Below are 20,593 nucleotides of genomic sequence, written 5' to 3' on the forward strand. Positions count from 1 at the left end.
CCAACTTCAGGAGGAATCTCGATGAAAAAAATATCTGCACTGCAATTGTCGGTCATGGCAGCCATGGGTGCCTGGATGCTGGGGGGATGCGGCGGCGGGGGGGGCGGTGGTGACGGAACCACCCAGAGTGCGGCAAGCAGCTCGGTCACCATATCCGGGTCAGCCATCGAAGGCCCGGTCAAGGGGGGCAGCATCACGGTGAAGAACGGTGATGGCAATGTCATTGCCGGTGCCACCAGCAAAACGCTCGACGATGGCACCTACTCGGTCGCAATACCGACCAGCCAGCCCTTGCCCTGGATCATCCAGGTGGGTACGGATGGTGTCGATACGACGACCGGCGAAAATATTCCTTATCCGCTGACCACTCTGGTCACCTCCGCCTCGCAGACCACGGCCAATGTTTCCGTCATGTCCACCCTGTTGACGACGGCGGCGCAGAATGCCCAGGGTAAACTCACATCCGTCAATGCGGGCAATCTTGCCACGCTGGCCAAGAGCATGACGAAAAACTTTGGTTTGAACGTGGATGGTGAGGATGGCGACCTCGATATCATCACCTCTCGCATCACGGCCAAGATTGCCTCGTCGTTCACCAAGGCCTCGGAAGCCGAGGGTGAGCTGATCCGGCGCACGGCCATGAGCATGAACGGCACCAACAATATCGAGGATTTCCAGGGCAGTATCGTGCGCCATCTGGGCACCGATCTGTCCGATGGCAAGATCGATGCCCGCAAGAGTGTGGGTGGGGTGGTGAGCAACATGACCGATGCGGAAGCACCCCAGAACAAACTGGCCAAGCTGACTGGCATTGTGAAGACGCATGAAGCGACGGTGGTACTTGAAACCGCCACCAACCAGCTTGCCGTGACCAGGAAAAACGGTGAGGAGATACCCGCCAGTACCGTCAAGACCACGCTTGCCACGAATATGGCGGCCCTGGTCAACAGGAACGAGGGAACCCAGGTCACCGCTGCCGAGATGCAGACACGCATGGCCGACGTGCCGGTCTCCACGAACCTACGTGCCGAGGGTCTTGATGCCGTTGGCAACGTCCTGCTCATGGATAGCGCCAATCCACGGTTCCTCGAACTCCAACAGGCCTATACGACCAACAAGATTGCCGCGGGAATGAAAGAATCCGATGTGGCGAAGGCCTTGCAGATCACCGATTCGGACACGACCACGAGCATACTCACCCAGGTCAGAAGCGAAGCCAGGACGCTCGCGACCAACATCAATTCCGGTGCCATCAATACCGATCAATTGATGACGGTCCTGAGACCACCCTTGTCAACTCCTTCCGGCACGACCACCTCTGGTCCGACCACTTCCGGGTCAACTTCTTCCGGTACGACCACTTCCGGGTCAACCACGTCCGGTTCGACCACATCTGGTTCGACTACTTCCGGATCAACACCTTACGTCTGTGATGTGATATGTCAAATGCTTAACGCTCCACAACCTCTTTCGTATAAATAATCAACTTTTCATCATGTCTTTAAACCAACCAAAGGAGAGTAAATTATCATGAAAAAGACCATCAGCAAAATCAGCTCAGTTTTCGCAGGTTTGTTGGGTGCATCCGTGTTGTTGGGTGGGGCTGCCGGGCAGGCAGCCGAACCCCAATGGCTCTCCAAGGCCATAGATATCAACAATACGCAGGCCATCAACAGTCTGCTCAATGTCGATTGCCGCCCATCCGATATATCTGGAGTCGATGGCGCAGTGGTGCGTTATACAAGCGGCAGCATCACAGTGTATCTGCTTTGCCGGGTCGATAATTCAGGCGATCACAGATGGACATTCTTATCTACGGCAGAGGATGGAGGCAACACAACAAGAATACTGGAAAATCTTGTCAAATCCGGTAATGTGCGCCTGCTTGGTGGTGCCGGTTTCCACGGCGGCAGACCAAATGAAATATATTATTTGCAGCGGCAATAATCCGGCAATCCGTTCAGACAGACAAGAAATCTGTCATCCCTGACATGGATCGAAATTGTGAAAAATCCCGACATCTGTTCAAATCCAAAGGGATTCGAACAGATGCGGGATTTTTTTTGTTTCAGAAATAAGATTATCATGGTACCATGCGGCGAGCAGGTCGCAAGATGAAGGATGCCGGGGAAGATGGCTTGATGGCGGTCCAGGAGGAGTCCATGCGCCACGTTTGGGACAACGCCGACGATGAGGTCTGGAATGACATACCAACCCGGCGGCAAGGAGAGATCACATGCAACTGACCGTAGTACTGGAACCAAGCGAGGAAGGCGGTTATACCGTGACTGTTCCCGCCTTGCCGGGTTGCATCAGCGAAGGGAATTCCCGTGAAGAAGCGTTGGAGAACATTCGCGAGGCCATTGACCTCTACCTGGAACCTGTAGAGGACGACAGGTCGTTTTCACCCCAGGCCGAAACCCTGAAAATTGCCGTATGACGATTGTGCCCAGCCTCAGTGGCGATGTGGTTATCCGAGCATTGCGCAGGGATGGCTGGGTTGTCCTTCGCCAAAGGGGCAGCCATGTCCGTCTTCATAAGGCCACGACGGAGGGAACTCGGACTGGCTTTTGATCTGGCGTGAAGTTGAGCATCGTCTCGTCCTTGTTCATACCGGAACGCATTCTGGTTTATTCGAATGATTTTAATAATTAATTGATTCATGTTCTTCATATATACATGAAATATATCATCAATGACATGGATCGAAATAGAGAAAAGTCCCGACATCTGTTCAAATCCAAAAGGATTCAGACAGGGCGGGATTTTTTCTTGATTTTCATGGAATCAGCCACCAAACCCCTGGCATGAGTTCTCCAGGGATGGGCGTAGAATTTCACGGGACATGATTGACAGAATCCCCCGGAGGGGGTATATCCGGTGTCCTGCTCAGTCCACCCTGATCACGAGCTTCATCCTCGGATATCATAGATGTGACCAGGATGTGGCGAAACAATCCATAGTATTGATTTACAATAGATTATTTTGAATGCATGCCAATTTCAAGTGCGATTGCCCTGGCTCTGGGGGCAAATATGCAAAGCAGCGGGTGTAAAATATGGTATGATACGATGCAGCAGGTTCAATACCCATAATGGAGGAGATCAACCCCATGCATGCCCTGCGTGAAATCGTTGATGACGCCCCGGAGCGGTTGACCGTGGAATTGCCCCTTCATCTGCATCACCGGCGAGTGGAAGTGATTGTCATTCCCCTGGACGAAATAGAGGAAAGACCACTCCAAATGAAATCGCCCAACTATCGCATCTTTCCCACCGATCAGGTCGTCATCCTTCCCAGGGAGATGTTGCATGAACGTTGATTCGTTCGTGGATACCAACGTTTGGGTTTATGCCCTCATGAATCAGCTTGGCCACGCACAAAGCTTTCAAGCTCCGGGGTCAGGTGAACGTCAGTGGCCATGGCACAACCCTCGCGTGTCAATGTTCGGTAGATCACCACTGTAGGTTCTGCGGCTTGGCGCAACCGGGACTACCTCACCGGCTTTCTGATAGCTCTCCTTCACGGCTTGCCACGCAGTTTCCAATTCGACAACAACCGCCTCTGGTGAATCTGAAAAAGCGGAGATGGATGGCATCTCCACCAGGCACGCCATCCAATCTCCGTCATCATCTTCCCAAACTTCCACTGTGTAACCATCAATACGGTCTTTATTACTACTCATGAGGGTCACTCCTCAATCATTTTGATAGCCTGTCGGACCTGATACCTCTTTGCCATGCCGTTTCGGTTTTGGATTGAAAGACGCTGGCCTTTGGGTGCGACATAGATGCGATGGCTGCCGGATTGGCGATCAAACCGAAACCCACAACCAACCAGCAAGGCATCGAAGTCCCGGAAGGAGAGACCCTCGGGGTTCCGTTTTGCCATCGCCAACAGATTTTCTACTTTATCCATGCTGTGCAATGATATACGGTTACGTTACGCCATTCAATTTAAATTCCTTGATTTTGGATTCAGACAGGACCGTGAACCTGGGACTCTTCGTGATCGTCCAATCCGGAGACAAGGTCCATCTGGTCGTTGCGTTCACCTGGCAGGGAGTCGAAATAATCGGTATTGACTCCTCCCCCAACTCTTGCTAACGTTCACCTATCATCTGCCGGGGTGGCGGAAATGGTAGACGCACCAGACTCAAAATCTGGCGCTGGTAACAGCATGCGGGTTCGATTCCCACCCCCGGCACCAGTTTCCGGTTCTTCCATGGGTGATTTCAGGTTCGCAGGAACAGGACTCTCTGCCTGTTCCAGAACGGTTGGCTGACCTGAGGTGCTTCTCTCGCAGGTGTTCTTCGTTCGTTGATGACAGCGAAAATCCAGGCATGATCGGATGGGGTCGAGACCATATCCGGGTGTGTTCTGTCGCGTCTATGGTTTGGCATGTTCGTGGCATGTGATGTCAGGGAAGTTTGCGCATATGGAAATATTGCAAGTGGCAAAAGAAATCATCGGCTATCTCCACCTGGTCGAAGGCATGACCGTACCTCGACCGGTATCCCATATTCTGCGAGATACCAAGCCCAATTATGAAAGACTTTCCGCATTGATGGACTTTTTGTTCGAGGCGGAACAGCGCGGGCGCTTTCTGCCCAAACCAGTCGAACGGCTGCTGCCCAACTTCAGCCAAAGGTTCGTCGCCTATTCATTCAAGAATGGTTCCCAGAAATAATCCGGCCATTCCGACCGTTCCCAAAAAAAATCCTGTCTGGGCAATGCATTCTCATCTCTCTTCACAAAGGGCCTTTGCCCGAGCGATGGCTTCCTGGCGAATCTCCTCTTCGCCGTCGATTTGCCGACCCCGCATGAGAACCCGACCATCCACCACCACGCTGTCCACAACATGACCCGTGGCCGCGTAGATCAGGTTGGAAGTCAGGTCGTGGGGCGGGATCATCTCCACCTGGTCCAGGTTCAACAGCAGAAGATCGGCTTTCTCTCCAGGGGCGATACGCCCGGATTGGCCAAAAATCGGTGCCCGGGCACCGGTCAATATTTTCCAGGCCACGCGGGCCGGCAGGGTGGTGGGATCCTTGGATTCATGCTTTTGCAGCAGGGAAAGGAATTTGACCTCCTGGAACAGGTCCAGGCTGTTGTTGGATGCGGCACCATCGGTCCCCAGGGCCAGATTGATGCCCCGCCGGGCCACCTCCTGATAGGGAAAGGTGCCCCCAACCGCCAGCTTCATGTTGGAAACAGGATTGGTGATCAGGGTGGCGTTGCGTTCGGCAATCAGGTCCAGCTCTGCCGCATCCAGATGAACCCCGTGCGCCAGAATGGCCCGGGGATTGAGCAGACCGACCCGATCCAGATAAAAAGTCGGTCGCATGCCATGTTGCACCTGGCATTCGGTCACCTCCCGGGCCGTTTCGGAAAGATGAATGTGTACCCGGCTGCCATGTTCCTCTGAAAATTCCGCCAACCAACGCAAACGTGCTTCACTCACGGCATAGATGGAGTGTGGCGCGTGTTCGAATTGAATCCGGTGGGAATAGCGGTCTGTTTCGCTGAAGAGTTGAATGGTGAAATCTTGCAACCGGTCCCCCTGTTCCGGACCGGCCACATCCAGGAGGGCGGCTCCAATCCCGGCCCGCAGACCCATGTCGTCCACAGCCTGTGCCACGACATGGTTATGCCAGTACATGTCATGAAACTGCACCGTTCCCGAACGGATCATCTCCAGACAGGCAAGTCTGGTGCCCCAGTAGATGTCGGCCTCGGTCATTCTGGCTTCGGCTGGCCAGATGCGATTTTGCAACCAGTCCATGAGGGGTATGTCATCGCCATAGCCCCGCAACAGGGTCATGGCGGCATGGGTATGTCCATTGACCAGACCGGGCGTCACCACCATACCCCGGGCATCCAGGATTGCCGTATCAACGGGAGGTGCCGGCAGGGAATCATCCATGGCTGCTATCAGACCCTTGTCAATCTGGATCTGAACCATTCGGCCATCGAGAAGTCGGGCATCCTTGATGAAAAGCTGCATGATGTCTCATTCCGCAGGCTGAGGGGGAAGATACGGCTTCATGACGCAAAATCCTGCTGCAAGGCTGAAAGCAGGCCATCCACACCCTGCACAAGATTTTGTTCATTCGTCTGAACCTGCGCCTTGAAGTCGGCGTAGGTCAGGGGGTGATCGGTCAGACCATTGGCGTAGTTGTCTACCATGCAAAGGGCTGCATAGGGAATATCCAACTCGCCGGCCAGGATACATTCGGCGGCCAGGGTCATGCCCACAATGTGGACCAGGGATTGATGGGCGCGAATTTCGGCAGGGGTTTCAAAACGGGGACCCAGGGTCTGCCAATAGGTGCCCCCATCAACCGGAGCCGGCAAGCCCTGCTGTCGCCAAAGGGCCAGCAAACGCTCCCGCCAGGGACCGGCAAAACCCGGGGTCCGATGCCCCCGGAAATCGTCATGAAAAGTGATGGCCAGATGCGGGGCGTAAAAATCATCCGGAAAAACCACGGCTCCCGGGGGAATGTCCCGTCGCAGACTGCCCACGGAACCCACGGCCAGGATTTGTTCGGCACCGGCGGCTTGCAGGGCGGCCATGTTGGCGCGATGGTCAATCCGATGGGGCGGAGTGTAGGCATCCAGACCGTGGCGTTGCAAAAAAATCAGCCCGGCCTGGAAAAGCAGGTAAACTTCGCCATACGGGGTGGCCACGGCCCGGCGCTCGGCATTGCGAAACCTGCGGGATTCAAGCAGACTGGTTCCACCAATGAGAGCCGTGCGCGGCATGAACGGGGAAGGGTTCATTGCGGCAAGGGAAATGGAAACGGCGTTTGAGAGTTGTTGTCGCTCCCCTGGGTAGAGGTCGGGGATTTGCGGGATGGATCCGTTGGATCGGACGGCCAGATTCCCCGCCACCATCCAGGCTCTTCAGGTGCAAGGGGTGTTTCAGGTCGGGCGGGTTGGGACTTCCAGCGGGAAAACAGACGCTGGAAAAACCCCGGTTTCTGTGATGCGCGTTCCGGTACCGGGGCGGCAGCGACCAGGGGAACCCGTCGGCTGGTCGGGGCATTGGGGGTCAGGTCGCGCACGTCGTTTTCCATGAGATTCCGGAAATAACGAAACGAACGGTTTTGTTCCGGGGCCGAGAGCTGTTGGGCGTTCCAGACTTCATCGCTGAAGTTGCGGGTGATGTAGCGAACCACCCCCCGCTGGTCAAATTCGACTTCCAGCCGGTTGACGGCCTGGAACTTGTCGAAGCGGCTGTCTTGCAGATAGATCCACCGATTTGGCTTGAAAGAGTTGACAATGGTCGGACTTCCCAGTAAATCCAGGACTTCCTTGCGGGTGGAACGTCCTTCACGGAGTTGGGCAACCTTCTGGGGATCCAGAATGTTCCCCTGTTCCTGGACCATCGTTTGACAGGATGCCAGCACCAGGTTCAAAACCACGGCCAGGGAGAGTGCCAGTGAAAAAGAGATGCGACGCAATGGTCCGATCATATGCCTTTTGACTCGTTCGGGTGTGAGGCGGCAAGGGTGCCTCTCCAGCTTTGAGGTAACACATTTTTCGGGTATGATAATCTCCCAAGGATCCGGAGCAAAGCGCTTATGTTTTCCTGGCAACGGTTTCAGCAGAAAAGAGAGCGGTCACGGGCCTTGCACGCCGAGGTTCTGGCGCGTCATGATCAACTGGTCGAACAGACCCGGGTGTTGACCGGGACCGACTGGCTGGCTTTGCCCGACGATTTCAATCTGCGGTTTGAGGTGTTGGTGCTGTTGGTGGCCGTGCAGCTTTCGGTCTGGCGGCGGCGGGCACAGCCGGAGGATGAGACCAGAATCAGGCTTTTGTGGGAAATCATGTTCGAGGGGTTTGACAATACCTTGCGTCAACAAGGGGTCAGCGATATACGCATGGCCAGTCGGATGCGCAAGCTCCTGGGACACGCCACCGGACGCCGCAATGCCTATCTGGAGTCCCTGGCGGTTCGTGATCCCCAACCGTTGCATGCCGCCATTGGTCGCAACGTCCTGAACCTGCAAGACGCCCAGACCAACGATCCGCGCATCCAGCGCCTGCTCGCAGCGATTCAGGCGATGTTTCCCAGTGACAATTTCCCAGAGGATACCAGAACATCATGAAAAAGCTCACCATCAAGGATGTCGATCTCAAAGGCAAGCGGGTTTTCATGCGCGTGGACTTCAACGTGCCCCTGGATGAGCAGGGGCAGGTCCGCAAGGACACCCGGATTCGGGCGGCGCTCCCCACGATCCAGTTGGCCCTGGAAAAGGGTGCCAAGTTGATCCTGGCTTCGCATATGGGCCGTCCCAAGGGCAAGAAGGATCCCAAGCTCTCCCTCAAACCGGCTGCCGAGCGTCTCGCCAAACTGTTGGGCAAGCCCGTGACCATGGCTCCGGATTGTGTCGGACCCGAAGTGGAAAAGCTGGTGGCCGCCCTCAAGCCGGGTGATGTTCTCATGCTGGAGAACGTCCGCTTCTACGAAGGCGAAACCAAAAACGACGCCAAACTGGCCGAAGGGTTTGCCAAGCTGGCCGATGTCGTCGTCAACGATGCCTTCGGGACCGCGCATCGTGCCCATTCGTCCAACGTCGGCATCACCCAGCATGTCAAGCCGGCGGTCGCAGGCCTGCTCATGTCGAACGAGATCGACTATTTCAACCGCACCATGACCAGCCCCGACCGGCCTTTGGCGGCCATTCTGGGTGGATCCAAGGTCTCCAGCAAGATCAGCGTCATCGAATCGCTGTTGACCAAGGTCGATTTGATCATGATCGGCGGCGGCATGGCGTTCACCTTCTTCAAGGCCATGGGCTATGAAGTGGGCAACTCCCTGGTCGAACCGGAAATGCTCGACATTGCCCGTTCCGCCATGGCCAAGGCCAAAGAGAGAAACGTCAAATTGCTCCTCCCCGTCGATGCCGTCATTGCCAAAGAGATTGCCTCCGGGACCGAGACCAAGGTCGTGGCGGTGGATGCCATTCCCGCCGGCTGGATGGGCCTTGACATCGGCCCCGCCAGCATCAAGGAGTTTTCCGAGGCCCTGAAGCGTTGCAAGACGATCATCTGGAACGGTCCCATGGGCGTGTTCGAAACCCCGCCGTTCGACAAGGGAACCGTGGAACTGGGCAAGGCCGTGGCTGGCAGTGGTGCCTTGTCGGTCGTCGGTGGCGGGGATACCGATGCCGCCGTCAAGCAGGCCGGTGTCGCCGACAAGATTTCCTACATCTCCACCGGTGGTGGTGCCTTCCTCGAACTTCTCGAAGGCAAAGAACTTCCTGGCATGATTGCCCTGACTGATGCATGATGGGTTTTTGTTCGAGGTTTGAAACGATGGGATAAGGATTGGTTCCGTCGCGACTCCGGCAACCTTGATCGCCGGTAAATTCCGCTCCCCACCCCCCCAGGGGAGATTCGGATTCGGCTGAGAAGACCAGGGAGTGGTGTTCTCAGCTTTTTTTTATTTTGCATAGGGAGGATTTTCTCCTTGACAGCGGATGATCGACGTGTCCTCTCGGAACTGAAAGACCGTTTGACCGTGGCGGCTTCCCATACTCTCCGCAAACTTGTCGTCTTCGGTTCCCGGGTCCGTGGCGATCATGCGGAGGATTCGGATCTGGATGTGGTGGCTCTTGTGGAGAGGGCCACGCCGGCTGTCATTCAGAAAATGGATGACGCGGCCTATGATGTCATGTGGAAATTTGATTTCCGTCCCATGATTTCTCTGAAAATTTTTGAGGTTGAATGGTTTGATGCCGCTGTCAGGAACAGGATTCCCTTTTATCGGAATGTGGTTCGTGAGGGTGTGGTTTTGGGCGAACCTTGGTAGATACCTTCATACCGCTTCCGGCAGATCTGCTGCTGTCAGGCTTCAGGGTTTTTCTTCGTTTTTCGATTTTAACGTTCGACCAGTAACGAACACGCTGACCAGGCCAATGACGGTTCCACCTCCCATGATTCCACCCACGGTATCATGGCCGGCCAGGGTCAGGACCAAGGCACTTGTCATTGCAAAAATGCCAACCGACAAAGCCATCCATTGCCCCCGACGATGGAAAGCCCATGCCTCTCTCTCCATGGCGGCGCGGTGATTGCCTTCTTCCTCAAAGCGCTTGAGGATCCGTTCGGGAAAATCCGGAACGATCTTCTCATATTCGGCAAGCATTTGAGGAGGTGGAATTGGGCCTATGTACTGGGCACGACGGAGAAGAAGGAGGCTCGGATTGGTGTTGACCGCTCCTTCTTCCTGAGAAACGATTGGGGCGGTGTCAACTGAAGGTTCAGGCACGTTCAATCCCTGAAACAGCTTGATGCATGGCAGACCCGACTTTCTGCCAATCCTGATTCAAGGCATTTGTATCGGCCAGAAGACCCTCTTCCACGGTACGTGGTGGATTCATGTAGCGTTGCAATTCCTTCGGCATGTCTGCCATGCCAGGATAGACATTGAAGACACTGCCCATGCCTTTGATAAAATTGCCGAATTGCCTTTTCATGCCCTTGTACTCCATGCAGTGTGACGCTTTGGCCCTGCCCAAGAGGGATGAATCCACTTTCTCCCTGTCGGGACTTTATCCCATATGGCCCAACATAGTCCAACAAATTCAGGAAACAGCCGACCCTTTCCTGCGGTCTGTTGCTTCCTTGAAAAACGATAATTTTTTTATTCGGGTGCAGCCTGTGGATCTTCTTCAAAAACCAACTCATCCGGCATTTCCTCCAGGTAGGGCGGCGGAGAAACGCCGAAACCTTTCAGGAAATCATCCAGCAGCAGCCATTCACCCTCCTGGGTGAGCAAATCTCCCCGGATATTGCATCGCAAACACCAGTTCAAGCGTCCCGAACGTTTTTCGGGATGGCGGGCCAGATCCTCCAACAGATTCCTGTCTGCCTGATTGCTTTGGCGGGCAATGTGTTTGGCCAGAGCTGGCCAGAGGGGTTCGCCCCGGTTCATCTCTTCGTATTGTTTCAATTCACGTATAAACTCGGAGGGGTCACCACCCTGATTGAAAGAAAGACGGCAGGCGTGATGGAAAAGATTGACCTCTGGCCAGGAGGGATCTTTTTTCCATGAGTCCAAAAATTCAGTATGGTGAGCCAATAGTGCGCGCGTCCCCATGCGTCCAAAAGAGAACAATTCACTTCTGGAAAAATCCGAGACCCCATTCTGTCTGGAATCCAAACCCATTGCTTGCATCCAGTTGTGATCCAAATAGCGCGCCAAGTCGTGTGCCAAGTAGCGCGCCAAGTCGCTCGCCAAGTCACTCGCCAAGTAGCGCATCAAGTAGCGCGCCCAGTCGCTCGCCAAGTCGCGCACCAAGTAGCGCACCCAGCCGCTCGCCAAGTCGCTCGCCCAATAGCGCGCCAAATAGCGCGCCAAGTCGCTTGCCAAATCGCTTGCCAAATCGCTCGCCAAATCGCTCGCCAAGTCGCTCGCCAAGCTTAATATTTTTTCATCCTCCAAAAAAGTGAAAAGACGTGAACCAGTATCAATCATATTATTAAAATTATTATATCCCATAGTCAGGAGCAGATTTTGTCCTCGTAATCCATTTAGGCGACGGGTACCAGGCCAAGTATTGAGGAGCAAGGATTCCACCCAACCAGGCCAGTCAGGTAGTCTAGAAGTCAAAAGACGACCAACAGCAAATTCCTCGGCACTTATTGGTTTTAGATTGATCATTTTCAGGAGCGTGGCAGCCTTTCCTCCGGAGAAATGTTGTAGCTTCTGCATACCTCCTTGCTCCAAGGCCATTTGGAAGCGGACAGATGCGAGCCAGTTGGCATTTTCCATGGCTAGTTTCTGCCATGCTGTTTCCAACGCCTCGCGCCGTCCGTTCTGGCGACTGGCACGCCATGCAGACAGACCATCACCTGTTTTCTCGCCCCATCCTTGTTGTAATAATGCGGAGGATTTATCAAACCATAAATTAAAATCATTCACATCCAACAACCCATCCGCCAGGAATGCACCCGCCAGCCAGATTCCTGTTTCACTGTCCTCCAACAAGGCGCGAAAAACAGGTCGCAATCGTTCCGGGTTGGCCCCTTCCACCACGGCGGCCCACAAGCGTAGTGTTTCCCACCAGATCGGTTGTTTGACTTTGTCCTTGCATATTGCAATACGTTTCTCATCTCCCTCCACCGTAGCCTGGAGATACCATGCGGTGAGAAATTCCTGAAAACTGAGATGGACAAATGTAAGCTTGTTGTCTGCCCGCTCAACAAGTATTCCAGCCGGGCCAGTCAACCAGGAGATAAAACCATCTTTTTCACTGGCACTCCAACCACCGGGAAGCATGGCGACCAGCTTATCCCAGGAACAAACGATAGCGACTTCCCGGTTCGCAGATTTGTAACCCTCAATCTGAACCCCATGGGCCAAGGCAGCCGTTACGCGAAACCGTTCCTCGCCTGAATCAGGTCGCCAGCGGTGCGGCTCGCCCCTGACACCACTTTTTTCCCGCCGGTCTGGCAAAGCCGTCAAAAGATTTTCCAGGGTGATTTGATAGAGTTTATGGCGTCGGTCTGGCAGAGGACTGGTGCGACTGATCAACAGCATCATGGTCAACAACAGGGCTGTGCGCGACAGTGCCCGGGCATTCGGGGCATTTTCCAGGGCAGACATGAACTCCCCGGTTTGATGTTCACCTGCTGTGGTATCCAGGCCATGGCAATGCTGAAAAAATTTGCCGGCCAGGGTGCGAATTTCTTTATCATTCAAGGGCTGGACATCCACCACCTGGAAACCATCATCGTGTGTGGGCCGTCCCTCCCCATAAGGCCGACTGGAAACCACAACCCGAATATGAGGATTGACCTTGAGAAAACCCAGCAATTGGCCACGAAATTCATGGCCCAAATCCCCCAGTTCATCCCAACCATCCACCAGCAAAACCGGCCTTGGACCCGAGGCATCCTTGAACGTTGCAAACAAAGCCTCCTGCCAGCCGCCCAGACCATTGTTATCTGCCCATTCCCTCAGAAAAGATTCCAATCCCCTGTTCCCGGCTTGGGTTTTTCCCCATTGGGCGGCCAATTCTCTCAGTTCCACAAGCAGTGGAAATACTCCCTCCTGTTTGAGAAGTTGCCGAAAGGTCCAACGCATCCAGGTGGTTTTGCCGGATCCGGCCACGCCACGGATGACCAGACGGTTCTGCAAAACAGAAATATCATCCGGAGAATAAATGCGGCCCTCGTCCAACATGTCAGGATCGTACCCCTCTCCAAACCGGAGGGGGAGATACATCTGGTCCAATGTCGCATCAATGGGTTTGCCATGCACGCCACCCGCCTGGGCCGGGCCGGTATGGCGCAAATCCCAACGGTCATAGAGAAAGCCCATGCGTTGCCGATACTCCTGCAAAAATTTTCTTTTATTATCCGATAACGCATCGATTTTTGGCGTGGATGCCGGTTCGATCACCGGCTCACCATTCGTGAGTTGCTGAACCGACAAATAAATTTGTTGTTGAAGAAAAACTGTTTCATTTGGATCTTTCCCCCAACCACCCGGTTCCAACTCTCCCGACAAGGAACGAAGCGGGGCGTAGACCAGGGAACGCGCCTGCAACTGGCCATGCTTCAAGGTAATAAGACGGCAGGTGTTGGGATGATCCGGCGTGCGATCTTCGGGCCGAACTCCCAAACTGCCCACGGCCAGAAGGTAGGTCATGCCATTTTGTTGCCAGAGGATGGGATCTTGTTTGTTCGCGTGTTCGTGGCCATGCAGGATCAAGGCAACCATGCACTGTTTGGCAAGTTGCCCCAACTGCTCGTGCATTTTGTCCACAGGATTGTGGTGCATGGCCACCAGACGTAGGGGCAGACCCGGGTCGGGTTTTTCCCAACACCGTAAAATTTTCTGCAATTGCTCCCCGTTCAACTCGCCTTGATGATCCTCCTTTCGATGCGACTCTTTGATACAAGAATCCAAAGTCGCCACGGACAGACCCAATTCGGGAAAATTCCAGAGCAGCGGACCATGAACATCTTCCAGGGCAATCAGGACCTTTTGGGAATCGCCCATCAAATCACTCAGAAATTTTTTATACGGCAAAAATTTTTCTTCCCGGATGGCATCGCGAAAGGTTGGCTCGGAAAGATTATCCATGGCTTCCAGTTTTTTGGCAGCTCCTTCACACAATCCACGTGAAACGTCATGGTTGCCGGGCATGAAGAGCATGCAAGCTTTTTCCACACCCAAGGCACCCGGCAGGGTCTGGAAAAACTCCAGAGCCTGCTTGTACTCCCCGGGCAAAGCCGCCTCGGCAATATCCCCGCTGACAATCGCCAAATGCGGCTTTTCTTTCCCCAACATCTCCAAAACCGACTTGCCCAAGCCCCGCGCCAAGCGACCGGAATCCTTGTTGGCAAAACGCCCCTTGGGACCAAAATGGAGATCACTCAGGTGCAAAATATGCAGAGGATCCATGAGAGGCATGCCGCACCAACCTTTCCCTTTGTGAACCGTTTCTCTTGCCTATCCGGCCATCGGCAACCGGACAGTGATTGTTGTGGCCTGTGCATCGGAGGTGTCGAGATCGATCCCGCCATTCTGGGTCTCGGCCATCAACTTGGCCGAATAGGTCCCCAACCCCGTCCCCTGCACTTTTCCGGCGGTGACATATTTTTCAAAAAACTTTTCCCGGATGGCAACGGGAACGCTGCCCTTGTTGTGAATGGCGATCCGGGCATCTGGCTTGCCACTCGTCAACGCAACGGTGATGGTCTCCCCTTTGGGGGAGGCCTCCAGCGCATTCTTGATCAGATTGCTCAGCATGGAAAAACAGAGCAACTCTTCACCCAGGATCAAGAATTTGTCGGAAGCGACCGGTTGGCGTCCCTCGATCAGAATATCAAAGGCAATTTTGTTTGATCTGAACAACGCCAGATTGACCTCATGGATTTTATGAATCAAGGGGAGAAAATCAATCTCTTCCGGTTTGAATACATAACTCCCGCGCTCCATCTTGTACAAATCCAACGACAGGTTGATCATTTTCAGGAGCGTATAGCCCGCGTCCAGAATCATGGCGCACATCTCGGCCTGATCCTTGTCCATGACAAAGGTTGAGCTGAGCATGTCGGTAAAACCGATAATCGTATTCAGGGGGGATTTCAGGTCGTGCCGCATGACCCGGTCCACATCTTCCCGGAGTTGGGCGGCATCGCGCAGTTCACGATTTTGCTGTTCGAGAGTTTGCCGTGCCGATTTCAAGCCCAGATGGGTTTTGACCCGCGCCTTCACCACCGGCGGATTGGCCGGCTTGGTCAGAAAATCGACGGCACCCAGCTCCAGGGCCAGGGTTTCATCCGTCGTATCACACTTGGCCGTCAGGAAAATGATCGGAATGTGGGCCGTCTCCGGCAACTCCTTGAGATGTTTGCAAACGGCATATCCATCCATCTCCGGCATTACCACATCGAGCAGAATCAGGTCCACGTCCCTGGATTTGGCCAGATCAATGGCCTGCCTGCCGTTTTTGGCGACCAGAAGTTCATAGTCCATTTGCAGAATGGCCATCAAGGTTTTGATATTACCGGGAACATCATCCACAATCAAAATGCTCTCTCTTTTTGCCAAACCGTTCATGAATGCCCCCCCGTCAAATCGATATCCAACTTTTCTGCCATGCGGATCAGAATGGCCTTGGCGTCTGCATAATCGAATGAGTCCAGGCAGATGCCCACACACTCCAGGTCATTCCGGATCACCTCCCCCGCATCCATGAGTAAAGGCTTGACGTCATCAAACACATCCTGGGCTGACGTGTTGCCCCCCTGAAGAAGTTTTACCAGATTTTTCAGTAACAAAGTAGAGTTGTGCCTGTCAAATGGTTTTTTGCCGGCTGCCTGATGTTCGGCAGGGTTTTCCTCCCTGGAGAGTTGCAACAAGTCGATGGAATCCATGACCTGTCCCAGGGCACGCTCGAACTCATCCAGCAGGATGGCACAATCCGGATTTGGTTCCGACTTGATCTGTTTATCCAGGGCACTCGCAGCATCAAACAGGCGAGTGGCGGAAAAATTGCCGGCCATGCCCTTGACCGAATGGGCCAATTGACCTGCCATGGTTGCTTCATGGGGACGTTGGCTCTTCAGGGCGGTACGAATTCTTTCCGGTACCAGGGTATATTCCCGCCGAAACTCCAGCAAAAGTGACCGAAGAAGTTTATGATTGTGATTCAATCGTTCCAGGGTCGCCGACAGATCGATTCCAGGCAGGGAAACGGGCCAGTTGGTCCCCCTCTTCCCGGCACTCTTGTCCGGCGCGGAACTGGCTGACTCGTGGGCGTTCCCCTCCTCCTCCCCCTCCTCCGCACCGGCTTCCGCCCTGTTTGCTAACCGGGGCTGGAACGGGTCTTGTGTATGGACACGTGCCTCGATCCAACGCACCAAAGTATTAAAAAGATGTTTTTTATCAATTGGCTTGCTGACATGATCGTTCATGCCGACGGCCAGACATTTTTCCCGGTCACTGGTCATGGCGTGGGCAGTCATGGCAATGATGGGGAGGTTTTGGAACCGGGGATTGGCACGAATCCGGCTCGTGGCCTGATAACCATCCATCTCCGGCATTTGCAAATCCATCAGCACAAGATCGTATGAAGACAGGGTCACCTGCTCCACCCCTTCCCGACCATTGTTGGCAATGTCCACCACCAGGCCAACATGTTCCAGAATTTCCCGGGCCACCTGCTGATTAATCCGGTTGTCTTCGACCAGGAGAACCCGGGCACCGCCAATCTGTTGCCTGATGCTCTCATCATCGGTTTCACTGCGTCGGGAACGAAACTGCCGGGGAACATTCTGGCCAAACACCGTCATGATCGCATCGAACAGTTGGGAACGATTGATGGGTTTGGGCAGGAAGGCGTCGATCCCGACAGTCCCGGCATTGCCCTTGATCTCATCCTGGGCAAAGGCGGTCAACATGATGATTTTTGGTTTGTCGTGAGCGTTATTCTCTGTCAGGATGCGTCTGGCTGTTTCGATGCCGTTCAAACCGGGCATCCGCCAATCCATGAGCAGCAACGGAAAGGGGGTTCCGGCCCGCATGGCTGCGGCCACTTTTTCCAGGGCATCCTCTCCGGAGACGGCCATGACCGGATCAAAGCCAAAAGCCTCCAGAATATCGGCAAGAATTTCCCGCGCTGTGGTGTTGTCATCGACAACCAGCAGTTTCATGTGGCGATAATTCAACGGCGGGGCCGGGGTATGTTGCTGGATGACGGGATCACGTCTGCACCGTATATCAAAGAAAAAAGTACTCCCGCGCCCTGGAACACTCTCCACCCGAATGGTTCCCCCCATCATGTCGATGATGCGTTTCGAGATGGCCAGCCCCAGTCCCGTGCCTCCGTATTTGCGGGTATGGGAACCATCGGCCTGGACAAAGGAGGCAAAAAGCGCTGCCGTCTGCTCCGGATGGATGCCAATTCCGGTGTCCTGCACAAAAAAATCGATGTGGACCTGATCCGCATCCAGGTCCACAGGAACCGCATGCACCACAACCTCCCCTTCGTCCGTAAACTTGATGGCATTGCTGATGAGGTTGATCAACACCTGTTCCAGACGCATCGCATCCCCGATCAGGGTTGATTCATAGTGGGCCGGAATCGCCAGGTTCAATTCGAGATTTTTTTCACTGGCCTGATCCCGGAACAGGTCGGCCAGGTGTTCAAATAAATCATGCAGGTTGAACCGTTCGGGATTGAGTTCCAGTTTGCCGGCTTCAATCTTGGAAAAATCCAGAATGTCGTTCAAGATGCGCAGCAGGGAGCGGGCACCAAAACGGGCCTTGGTCAGATAGTCATCCAGTTTGGGGGAGAGAGCCTGCTTGAAGGCCAGATCGATCAGGCCGATGATGGCATTCATGGGGGTGCGGATTTCATGGCTCATGTTGGCCAGGAATTCGCTTTTGGCCTTGTTGGCCGCCTCGGCTTCCACCACGGCGTGATGCAGCTCGCGGGTGCGCTGCACGACCCGCTCCTCCAGGAGGTCCCGTTCCTGTTGCAATGCCGCCAGCAATTCGCTGATCGCTTCATAGACCCAACGAATTTCATCCCCGGCCATTTTATTCAGGACCGGCAGGGTCTGGCTGGTTGTGCCGGACTGCCAATCCCGCAAGGCCGACGCCAGCCGACCCAGGGGGTGCAGCAACCGGGACAACAGATACCAGACCAGCAACAGAATCACCCCCATGCTGCCCATCCCCAGCAGCAGTTTTTTCCAGCCATCCGCCTGTAATTTTTCAAAAAATACCCCGCTGTAATGCAAATGCAACAAGCCAATCGGGACCAGCAGGGTCTCGGAAACCAGAATGGCCTGGGCACTGAATCCATGAAACCCGGGACCCGGGGCATGGTCGATCAGTTTCTGACCATGGGCATCTTCCAGCACCATCCCCTCGAACAGATTTTTGTCCGTGGTCGGGTCTTTGGCCACCATGATGCGCCCCACCAGGACATCCAACTGAAACTGGCGTTTTTCCGGATCCTCGGTGTCCAGGACCGCAACCGCCTGGGCCGCGATCAACGGAGCCAGCAATTCCACCTTGGCCTTTTCCTGGGCACGGATCTGTTCCACCACCACGTTTTGCCAGTACCAGAAGACACTGGCGATCAGTCCCAGGGCCACACCCCAGAAAATCAGGAAAATGCGCGTCGCCAGACGGCTGGGCAGAAAGCGGCGGGGATCATTCATAGGTCTTGGCCACCTTGAAAAACAACTGGTTCATACGCATGCCGGTTTCACGCAGGGCGGCCAGATTCAGGGCAGGTTGCACCTGCGTGGCCACATGCAACCCGGCCATGATGCCTTGCTGCACGTCTCCCTTGAAAGATGAAAATACAACTGATTTTTTTTTGATGCCAAACCGGATGATCTCGGCACGATGGGCCGGATCGAGCTGCTCGGCGAGAAAAATTCCCGCCACAGACCGGGAATCGAATTCCTTGCAGCCGGCCACATCGGACAGTTCGATCTGAACAGGGGATTTGTAGATGACCTTGATGGAGTTGTTCATTTTTTTGACAACCTCCTCGCCGGCCTGGAGATTGTCTTGATAAACAACAAGAAGCAGCAGTTTTCCTGCGGAATTTCTTTGGGAATCGAGGTCCAGATTGCCACCGATCAGCGTGGGAAACATTTTGATTCCGAGCTGCAAGGTGTACTCCGCCTCACTGTCACCGGCCCTGGCCAAGGTGGCCACACAGGCCAGCAGCACCCACACCAGGATGGAAAGAAAGCATCTTTGTGGCCGGGGAATCATGCGCCATCCACTCTCCAGGGGCTTATTTTTCGGGCGTAATATTAAAAAAAATTAATATAATTTAGAGGTATACAAACCGCCTCAAACGCCACTCCCCCTTTATGCAGGAATTGTACCCTACAGAGTCCAACACAGTCCAACAAATTCCGGACACGGCCAACAAGTCCCAAGAGTGGTCGCAACCGTTATATCAATCCATCTTTTCAACCACCACGAAAGCCAGGGCAAAGCCGCTTTCGTCACTGATGCTCAGGTGGATATGGGTGATTCCGATACGGGTCATGCGAGTCGCGGCCGGGCCATGGATGGCCAGGCAGGGGCGACCGAAGGCATCATTCACAACTTCCACGTCCCGAAACCAGATGCCATCCCGAAAACCGGAACCCAGGGCCTTGACAAAGGCTTCCTTGGCTGCAAACCGCTTGGCCAGACAGGGTGCGGGATCCTGGCGTACCTGGCAGAAAGCCAGCTCTTGTGGTGAATAAATCCGCTGGAGAAAACGCTCCCCAAAACGTTCCATGGCCGTGCGAATGCGTTGAATGCGCACCAGATCGGAGCCGATGCCGAGGATCATTTCCCGGCGACCATGGATCTGACCTGATCGCCCAGACGCATCTCTTGCACCATGTCGCGCACGGCCCGATCCATCCCCACGGAGAGGGCGCGGGCCATGATGGCATGCCCGATGTTGAGTTCCTCGATCCCGGGAATGGCAGCAATTTCCTGGACATTGTGATAGGTGAGGCCATGACCGGCATGGACCACCAACCCCTTTTCCCGGGCCAGGACCGTGGCGCGCTGGATTTTTTCCAGCTCCTGCTGCCGGATTGCCGGTGTGGTGGCTTCAGCGTAGCGACCGGTATGCAGTTCCACGACAGGGGCACCGATGGCCCGGGCAGCGTCGATCTGCTCCTGTTCCGGATCGATGAAGAGGGAAACACGAATACCGGACCTGGAGAGCCGTTCGACAACCCGGATCAGATGGTCCATGTGACCCTTGATGTCCAATCCCCCTTCCGTGGTCAGCTCTTCGCGCTTTTCCGGAACGAGACAACAATCAGCCGGTTTGAACTGGCAGGCCAGCGAAACCATCTCCCCGGTGGCTGCCATTTCCAGGTTGATGCGGGTCTGGATGGTTTGCAGCAGGAGTTTGACATCCCGTTCCTGGATGTGACGCCGATCTTCGCGCAGATGAACCGTGATGCTGTCCGCCCCGGCCTCTTCCGCCTGGGCCGCCAGCAAAACCGGATCCGGATACCGCGTGCCCCGCGCCTGACGCAGCGTGGCCACATGGTCCACATTGACCCCCAGCTTGATCATCTCT

General features: G+C 54.7%; 23 protein-coding genes and 1 tRNA gene. 11 read left to right on the forward strand and 13 right to left on the reverse strand.

The window, feature by feature from the left end; genetic code table 11:
* The first annotated feature begins 21 nt into the window (after window positions 1-21).
* From HQL65_07555 to HQL65_07580, 6 genes are all read left to right on the forward strand, one after another.
* Window positions 22-1,482, forward strand: coding sequence for a hypothetical protein (locus HQL65_07555; GenBank protein ID MBF0136080.1), 1,461 nt, complete (start codon window positions 22-24; stop codon window positions 1,480-1,482).
* 48 nt (window positions 1,483-1,530) lie between these two features.
* Window positions 1,531-1,947: a hypothetical protein gene (locus HQL65_07560; GenBank protein ID MBF0136081.1), complete on the forward strand. Its 417-nt coding sequence runs from the start codon at window positions 1,531-1,533 to the stop codon at window positions 1,945-1,947.
* A gap of 289 nt (window positions 1,948-2,236) precedes the next feature.
* A complete protein-coding gene (locus HQL65_07565; GenBank protein MBF0136082.1) occupies window positions 2,237-2,440 on the forward strand; it encodes a type II toxin-antitoxin system HicB family antitoxin in 204 nt (67 codons plus the stop codon).
* The gene (locus HQL65_07570) at window positions 2,437-2,574 is read left to right on the forward strand and encodes a type II toxin-antitoxin system HicA family toxin (GenBank protein ID MBF0136083.1); all 138 of its coding nucleotides are present in this window, start codon (window positions 2,437-2,439) and stop codon (window positions 2,572-2,574) included. The genes HQL65_07565 and HQL65_07570 overlap by 4 nt, the downstream gene beginning before the upstream one ends.
* Window positions 2,571-2,642: a hypothetical protein gene (locus HQL65_07575; protein MBF0136084.1), complete on the forward strand. Its 72-nt coding sequence runs from the start codon at window positions 2,571-2,573 to the stop codon at window positions 2,640-2,642. The genes HQL65_07570 and HQL65_07575 overlap by 4 nt, the downstream gene beginning before the upstream one ends.
* A 470-nt stretch (window positions 2,643-3,112) precedes the next feature.
* Window positions 3,113-3,322 (forward strand): hypothetical protein, encoded by a 210-nt coding sequence (locus HQL65_07580; GenBank protein MBF0136085.1) that lies wholly within the window; start codon window positions 3,113-3,115, stop codon window positions 3,320-3,322.
* A 90-nt stretch (window positions 3,323-3,412) separates the two neighbouring features.
* On the opposite strand, the gene HQL65_07585 is transcribed toward HQL65_07580, so the two are convergent.
* A complete protein-coding gene (locus tag HQL65_07585; GenBank protein ID MBF0136086.1) occupies window positions 3,413-3,685 on the reverse strand; it encodes a type II toxin-antitoxin system HicB family antitoxin in 273 nt (90 codons plus the stop codon).
* 5 nt (window positions 3,686-3,690) lie between these two features.
* The gene (locus HQL65_07590; GenBank protein ID MBF0136087.1) at window positions 3,691-3,918 is read right to left on the reverse strand and encodes a type II toxin-antitoxin system HicA family toxin; all 228 of its coding nucleotides are present in this window, start codon (window positions 3,916-3,918) and stop codon (window positions 3,691-3,693) included.
* 204 nt (window positions 3,919-4,122) lie between these two features.
* Between HQL65_07590 and HQL65_07595 the strand changes: the two genes are divergently transcribed.
* Both HQL65_07595 and HQL65_07600 read left to right on the forward strand, forming a co-directional pair.
* Window positions 4,123-4,209, forward strand: a tRNA-Leu gene (locus HQL65_07595).
* Window positions 4,210-4,437: 228 nt separating this feature from the next.
* The gene (locus HQL65_07600) at window positions 4,438-4,689 is read left to right on the forward strand and encodes a hypothetical protein (protein MBF0136088.1); all 252 of its coding nucleotides are present in this window, start codon (window positions 4,438-4,440) and stop codon (window positions 4,687-4,689) included.
* 51 nt (window positions 4,690-4,740) lie between these two features.
* On the opposite strand, the gene HQL65_07605 is transcribed toward HQL65_07600, so the two are convergent.
* The 3 genes from HQL65_07605 to HQL65_07615 are packed head-to-tail and all read right to left on the reverse strand — an operon-like array spanning window position 4,741 to window position 7,477.
* Window positions 4,741-6,006: an amidohydrolase gene (locus HQL65_07605; GenBank protein ID MBF0136089.1), complete on the reverse strand. Its 1,266-nt coding sequence runs from the start codon at window positions 6,004-6,006 to the stop codon at window positions 4,741-4,743.
* A gap of 38 nt (window positions 6,007-6,044) precedes the next feature.
* Window positions 6,045-6,764, reverse strand: a complete 720-nt coding sequence (locus HQL65_07610) for an MTAP family purine nucleoside phosphorylase (GenBank protein ID MBF0136090.1) — start codon at window positions 6,762-6,764, stop codon at window positions 6,045-6,047.
* A gap of 14 nt (window positions 6,765-6,778) precedes the next feature.
* A complete protein-coding gene (locus tag HQL65_07615) occupies window positions 6,779-7,477 on the reverse strand; it encodes an outer membrane protein assembly factor BamE (protein MBF0136091.1) in 699 nt (232 codons plus the stop codon).
* Window positions 7,478-7,585: 108 nt separating this feature from the next.
* Here HQL65_07615 and HQL65_07620 point away from each other — a divergent pair, with 108 nt between their 5' ends.
* From HQL65_07620 to HQL65_07630, 3 genes are all read left to right on the forward strand, one after another.
* A complete protein-coding gene (locus tag HQL65_07620; protein MBF0136092.1) occupies window positions 7,586-8,116 on the forward strand; it encodes a hypothetical protein in 531 nt (176 codons plus the stop codon).
* Window positions 8,113-9,300 carry a phosphoglycerate kinase gene (locus tag HQL65_07625; protein MBF0136093.1) on the forward strand — a complete coding sequence of 396 codons (1,188 nt, stop codon included), beginning with the start codon at window positions 8,113-8,115 and terminating at the stop codon, window positions 9,298-9,300. The genes HQL65_07620 and HQL65_07625 overlap by 4 nt, the downstream gene beginning before the upstream one ends.
* 180 nt (window positions 9,301-9,480) lie before the next feature.
* Entirely contained in the window at window positions 9,481-9,822 is a 342-nt protein-coding gene (locus HQL65_07630; protein MBF0136094.1) for a nucleotidyltransferase domain-containing protein, read from the forward strand.
* Between the two features lie 42 nt (window positions 9,823-9,864).
* On the opposite strand, the gene HQL65_07635 is transcribed toward HQL65_07630, so the two are convergent.
* From HQL65_07635 to pdxJ, 8 genes are all read right to left on the reverse strand, one after another.
* Window positions 9,865-10,287, reverse strand: a complete 423-nt coding sequence (locus HQL65_07635) for a DUF2335 domain-containing protein (GenBank protein MBF0136095.1) — start codon at window positions 10,285-10,287, stop codon at window positions 9,865-9,867.
* A complete protein-coding gene (locus HQL65_07640; GenBank protein ID MBF0136096.1) occupies window positions 10,274-10,489 on the reverse strand; it encodes a hypothetical protein in 216 nt (71 codons plus the stop codon). Before HQL65_07640 ends, HQL65_07635 begins: the two co-directional genes overlap by 14 nt.
* A gap of 167 nt (window positions 10,490-10,656) precedes the next feature.
* The gene (locus HQL65_07645) at window positions 10,657-14,436 is read right to left on the reverse strand and encodes a metallophosphoesterase (protein MBF0136097.1); all 3,780 of its coding nucleotides are present in this window, start codon (window positions 14,434-14,436) and stop codon (window positions 10,657-10,659) included.
* Window positions 14,437-14,475: 39 nt separating this feature from the next.
* The gene (locus HQL65_07650; GenBank protein MBF0136098.1) at window positions 14,476-15,588 is read right to left on the reverse strand and encodes a hybrid sensor histidine kinase/response regulator; all 1,113 of its coding nucleotides are present in this window, start codon (window positions 15,586-15,588) and stop codon (window positions 14,476-14,478) included.
* Entirely contained in the window at window positions 15,585-18,701 is a 3,117-nt protein-coding gene (locus tag HQL65_07655) for a response regulator (GenBank protein ID MBF0136099.1), read from the reverse strand. The genes HQL65_07650 and HQL65_07655 overlap by 4 nt, the downstream gene beginning before the upstream one ends.
* The gene (locus tag HQL65_07660; GenBank protein ID MBF0136100.1) at window positions 18,694-19,269 is read right to left on the reverse strand and encodes a hypothetical protein; all 576 of its coding nucleotides are present in this window, start codon (window positions 19,267-19,269) and stop codon (window positions 18,694-18,696) included. The genes HQL65_07655 and HQL65_07660 overlap by 8 nt, the downstream gene beginning before the upstream one ends.
* A 190-nt stretch (window positions 19,270-19,459) precedes the next feature.
* Complete coding sequence (locus HQL65_07665; GenBank protein ID MBF0136101.1) at window positions 19,460-19,843, reverse strand: holo-ACP synthase; 384 nt, start codon at window positions 19,841-19,843, stop codon at window positions 19,460-19,462.
* Complete coding sequence (gene pdxJ, locus HQL65_07670; protein ID MBF0136102.1) at window positions 19,840-20,589, reverse strand: pyridoxine 5'-phosphate synthase; 750 nt, start codon at window positions 20,587-20,589, stop codon at window positions 19,840-19,842. Before pdxJ ends, HQL65_07665 begins: the two co-directional genes overlap by 4 nt.
* Between the last annotated feature and the right edge of the window lie 4 nt (window positions 20,590-20,593).

This window comes from Magnetococcales bacterium (genome assembly GCA_015228935.1).
Classification (GTDB): domain Bacteria; phylum Pseudomonadota; class Magnetococcia; order Magnetococcales; family DC0425bin3; genus HA3dbin3.

Excerpts from the sequence above, each read along its gene's own strand:
- HQL65_07555 (MBF0136080.1), top strand. The coding sequence starts at position 22 with ATGAAAAAAATATCTGCACTGCAATTGTCGGTCATGGCAGCCATGGGT.
- HQL65_07560 (MBF0136081.1), top strand. The coding sequence starts at position 1,531 with ATGAAAAAGACCATCAGCAAAATCAGCTCAGTTTTCGCAGGTTTGTTG.
- HQL65_07565 (MBF0136082.1), top strand. The coding sequence starts at position 2,237 with ATGCAACTGACCGTAGTACTGGAACCAAGCGAGGAAGGCGGTTATACC.
- HQL65_07570 (MBF0136083.1), top strand. The coding sequence starts at position 2,437 with ATGACGATTGTGCCCAGCCTCAGTGGCGATGTGGTTATCCGAGCATTG.
- HQL65_07580 (MBF0136085.1), top strand. The coding sequence starts at position 3,113 with ATGCATGCCCTGCGTGAAATCGTTGATGACGCCCCGGAGCGGTTGACC.
- HQL65_07585 (MBF0136086.1), bottom strand. The coding sequence starts at position 3,685 with ATGAGTAGTAATAAAGACCGTATTGATGGTTACACAGTGGAAGTTTGG.
- HQL65_07590 (MBF0136087.1), bottom strand. The coding sequence starts at position 3,918 with ATGGATAAAGTAGAAAATCTGTTGGCGATGGCAAAACGGAACCCCGAG.
- HQL65_07600 (MBF0136088.1), top strand. The coding sequence starts at position 4,438 with ATGGAAATATTGCAAGTGGCAAAAGAAATCATCGGCTATCTCCACCTG.
- HQL65_07605 (MBF0136089.1), bottom strand. The coding sequence starts at position 6,006 with ATGCAGCTTTTCATCAAGGATGCCCGACTTCTCGATGGCCGAATGGTT.
- HQL65_07610 (MBF0136090.1), bottom strand. The coding sequence starts at position 6,764 with ATGCCGCGCACGGCTCTCATTGGTGGAACCAGTCTGCTTGAATCCCGC.
- HQL65_07615 (MBF0136091.1), bottom strand. The coding sequence starts at position 7,477 with ATGATCGGACCATTGCGTCGCATCTCTTTTTCACTGGCACTCTCCCTG.
- HQL65_07620 (MBF0136092.1), top strand. The coding sequence starts at position 7,586 with ATGTTTTCCTGGCAACGGTTTCAGCAGAAAAGAGAGCGGTCACGGGCC.
- HQL65_07625 (MBF0136093.1), top strand. The coding sequence starts at position 8,113 with ATGAAAAAGCTCACCATCAAGGATGTCGATCTCAAAGGCAAGCGGGTT.
- HQL65_07640 (MBF0136096.1), bottom strand. The coding sequence starts at position 10,489 with ATGAAAAGGCAATTCGGCAATTTTATCAAAGGCATGGGCAGTGTCTTC.
- HQL65_07645 (MBF0136097.1), bottom strand. The coding sequence starts at position 14,436 with ATGCCTCTCATGGATCCTCTGCATATTTTGCACCTGAGTGATCTCCAT.
- HQL65_07650 (MBF0136098.1), bottom strand. The coding sequence starts at position 15,588 with ATGAACGGTTTGGCAAAAAGAGAGAGCATTTTGATTGTGGATGATGTT.
- HQL65_07655 (MBF0136099.1), bottom strand. The coding sequence starts at position 18,701 with ATGAATGATCCCCGCCGCTTTCTGCCCAGCCGTCTGGCGACGCGCATT.
- HQL65_07660 (MBF0136100.1), bottom strand. The coding sequence starts at position 19,269 with ATGATTCCCCGGCCACAAAGATGCTTTCTTTCCATCCTGGTGTGGGTG.
- HQL65_07665 (MBF0136101.1), bottom strand. The coding sequence starts at position 19,843 with ATGATCCTCGGCATCGGCTCCGATCTGGTGCGCATTCAACGCATTCGC.
- pdxJ (MBF0136102.1), bottom strand. The coding sequence starts at position 20,589 with ATGATCAAGCTGGGGGTCAATGTGGACCATGTGGCCACGCTGCGTCAG.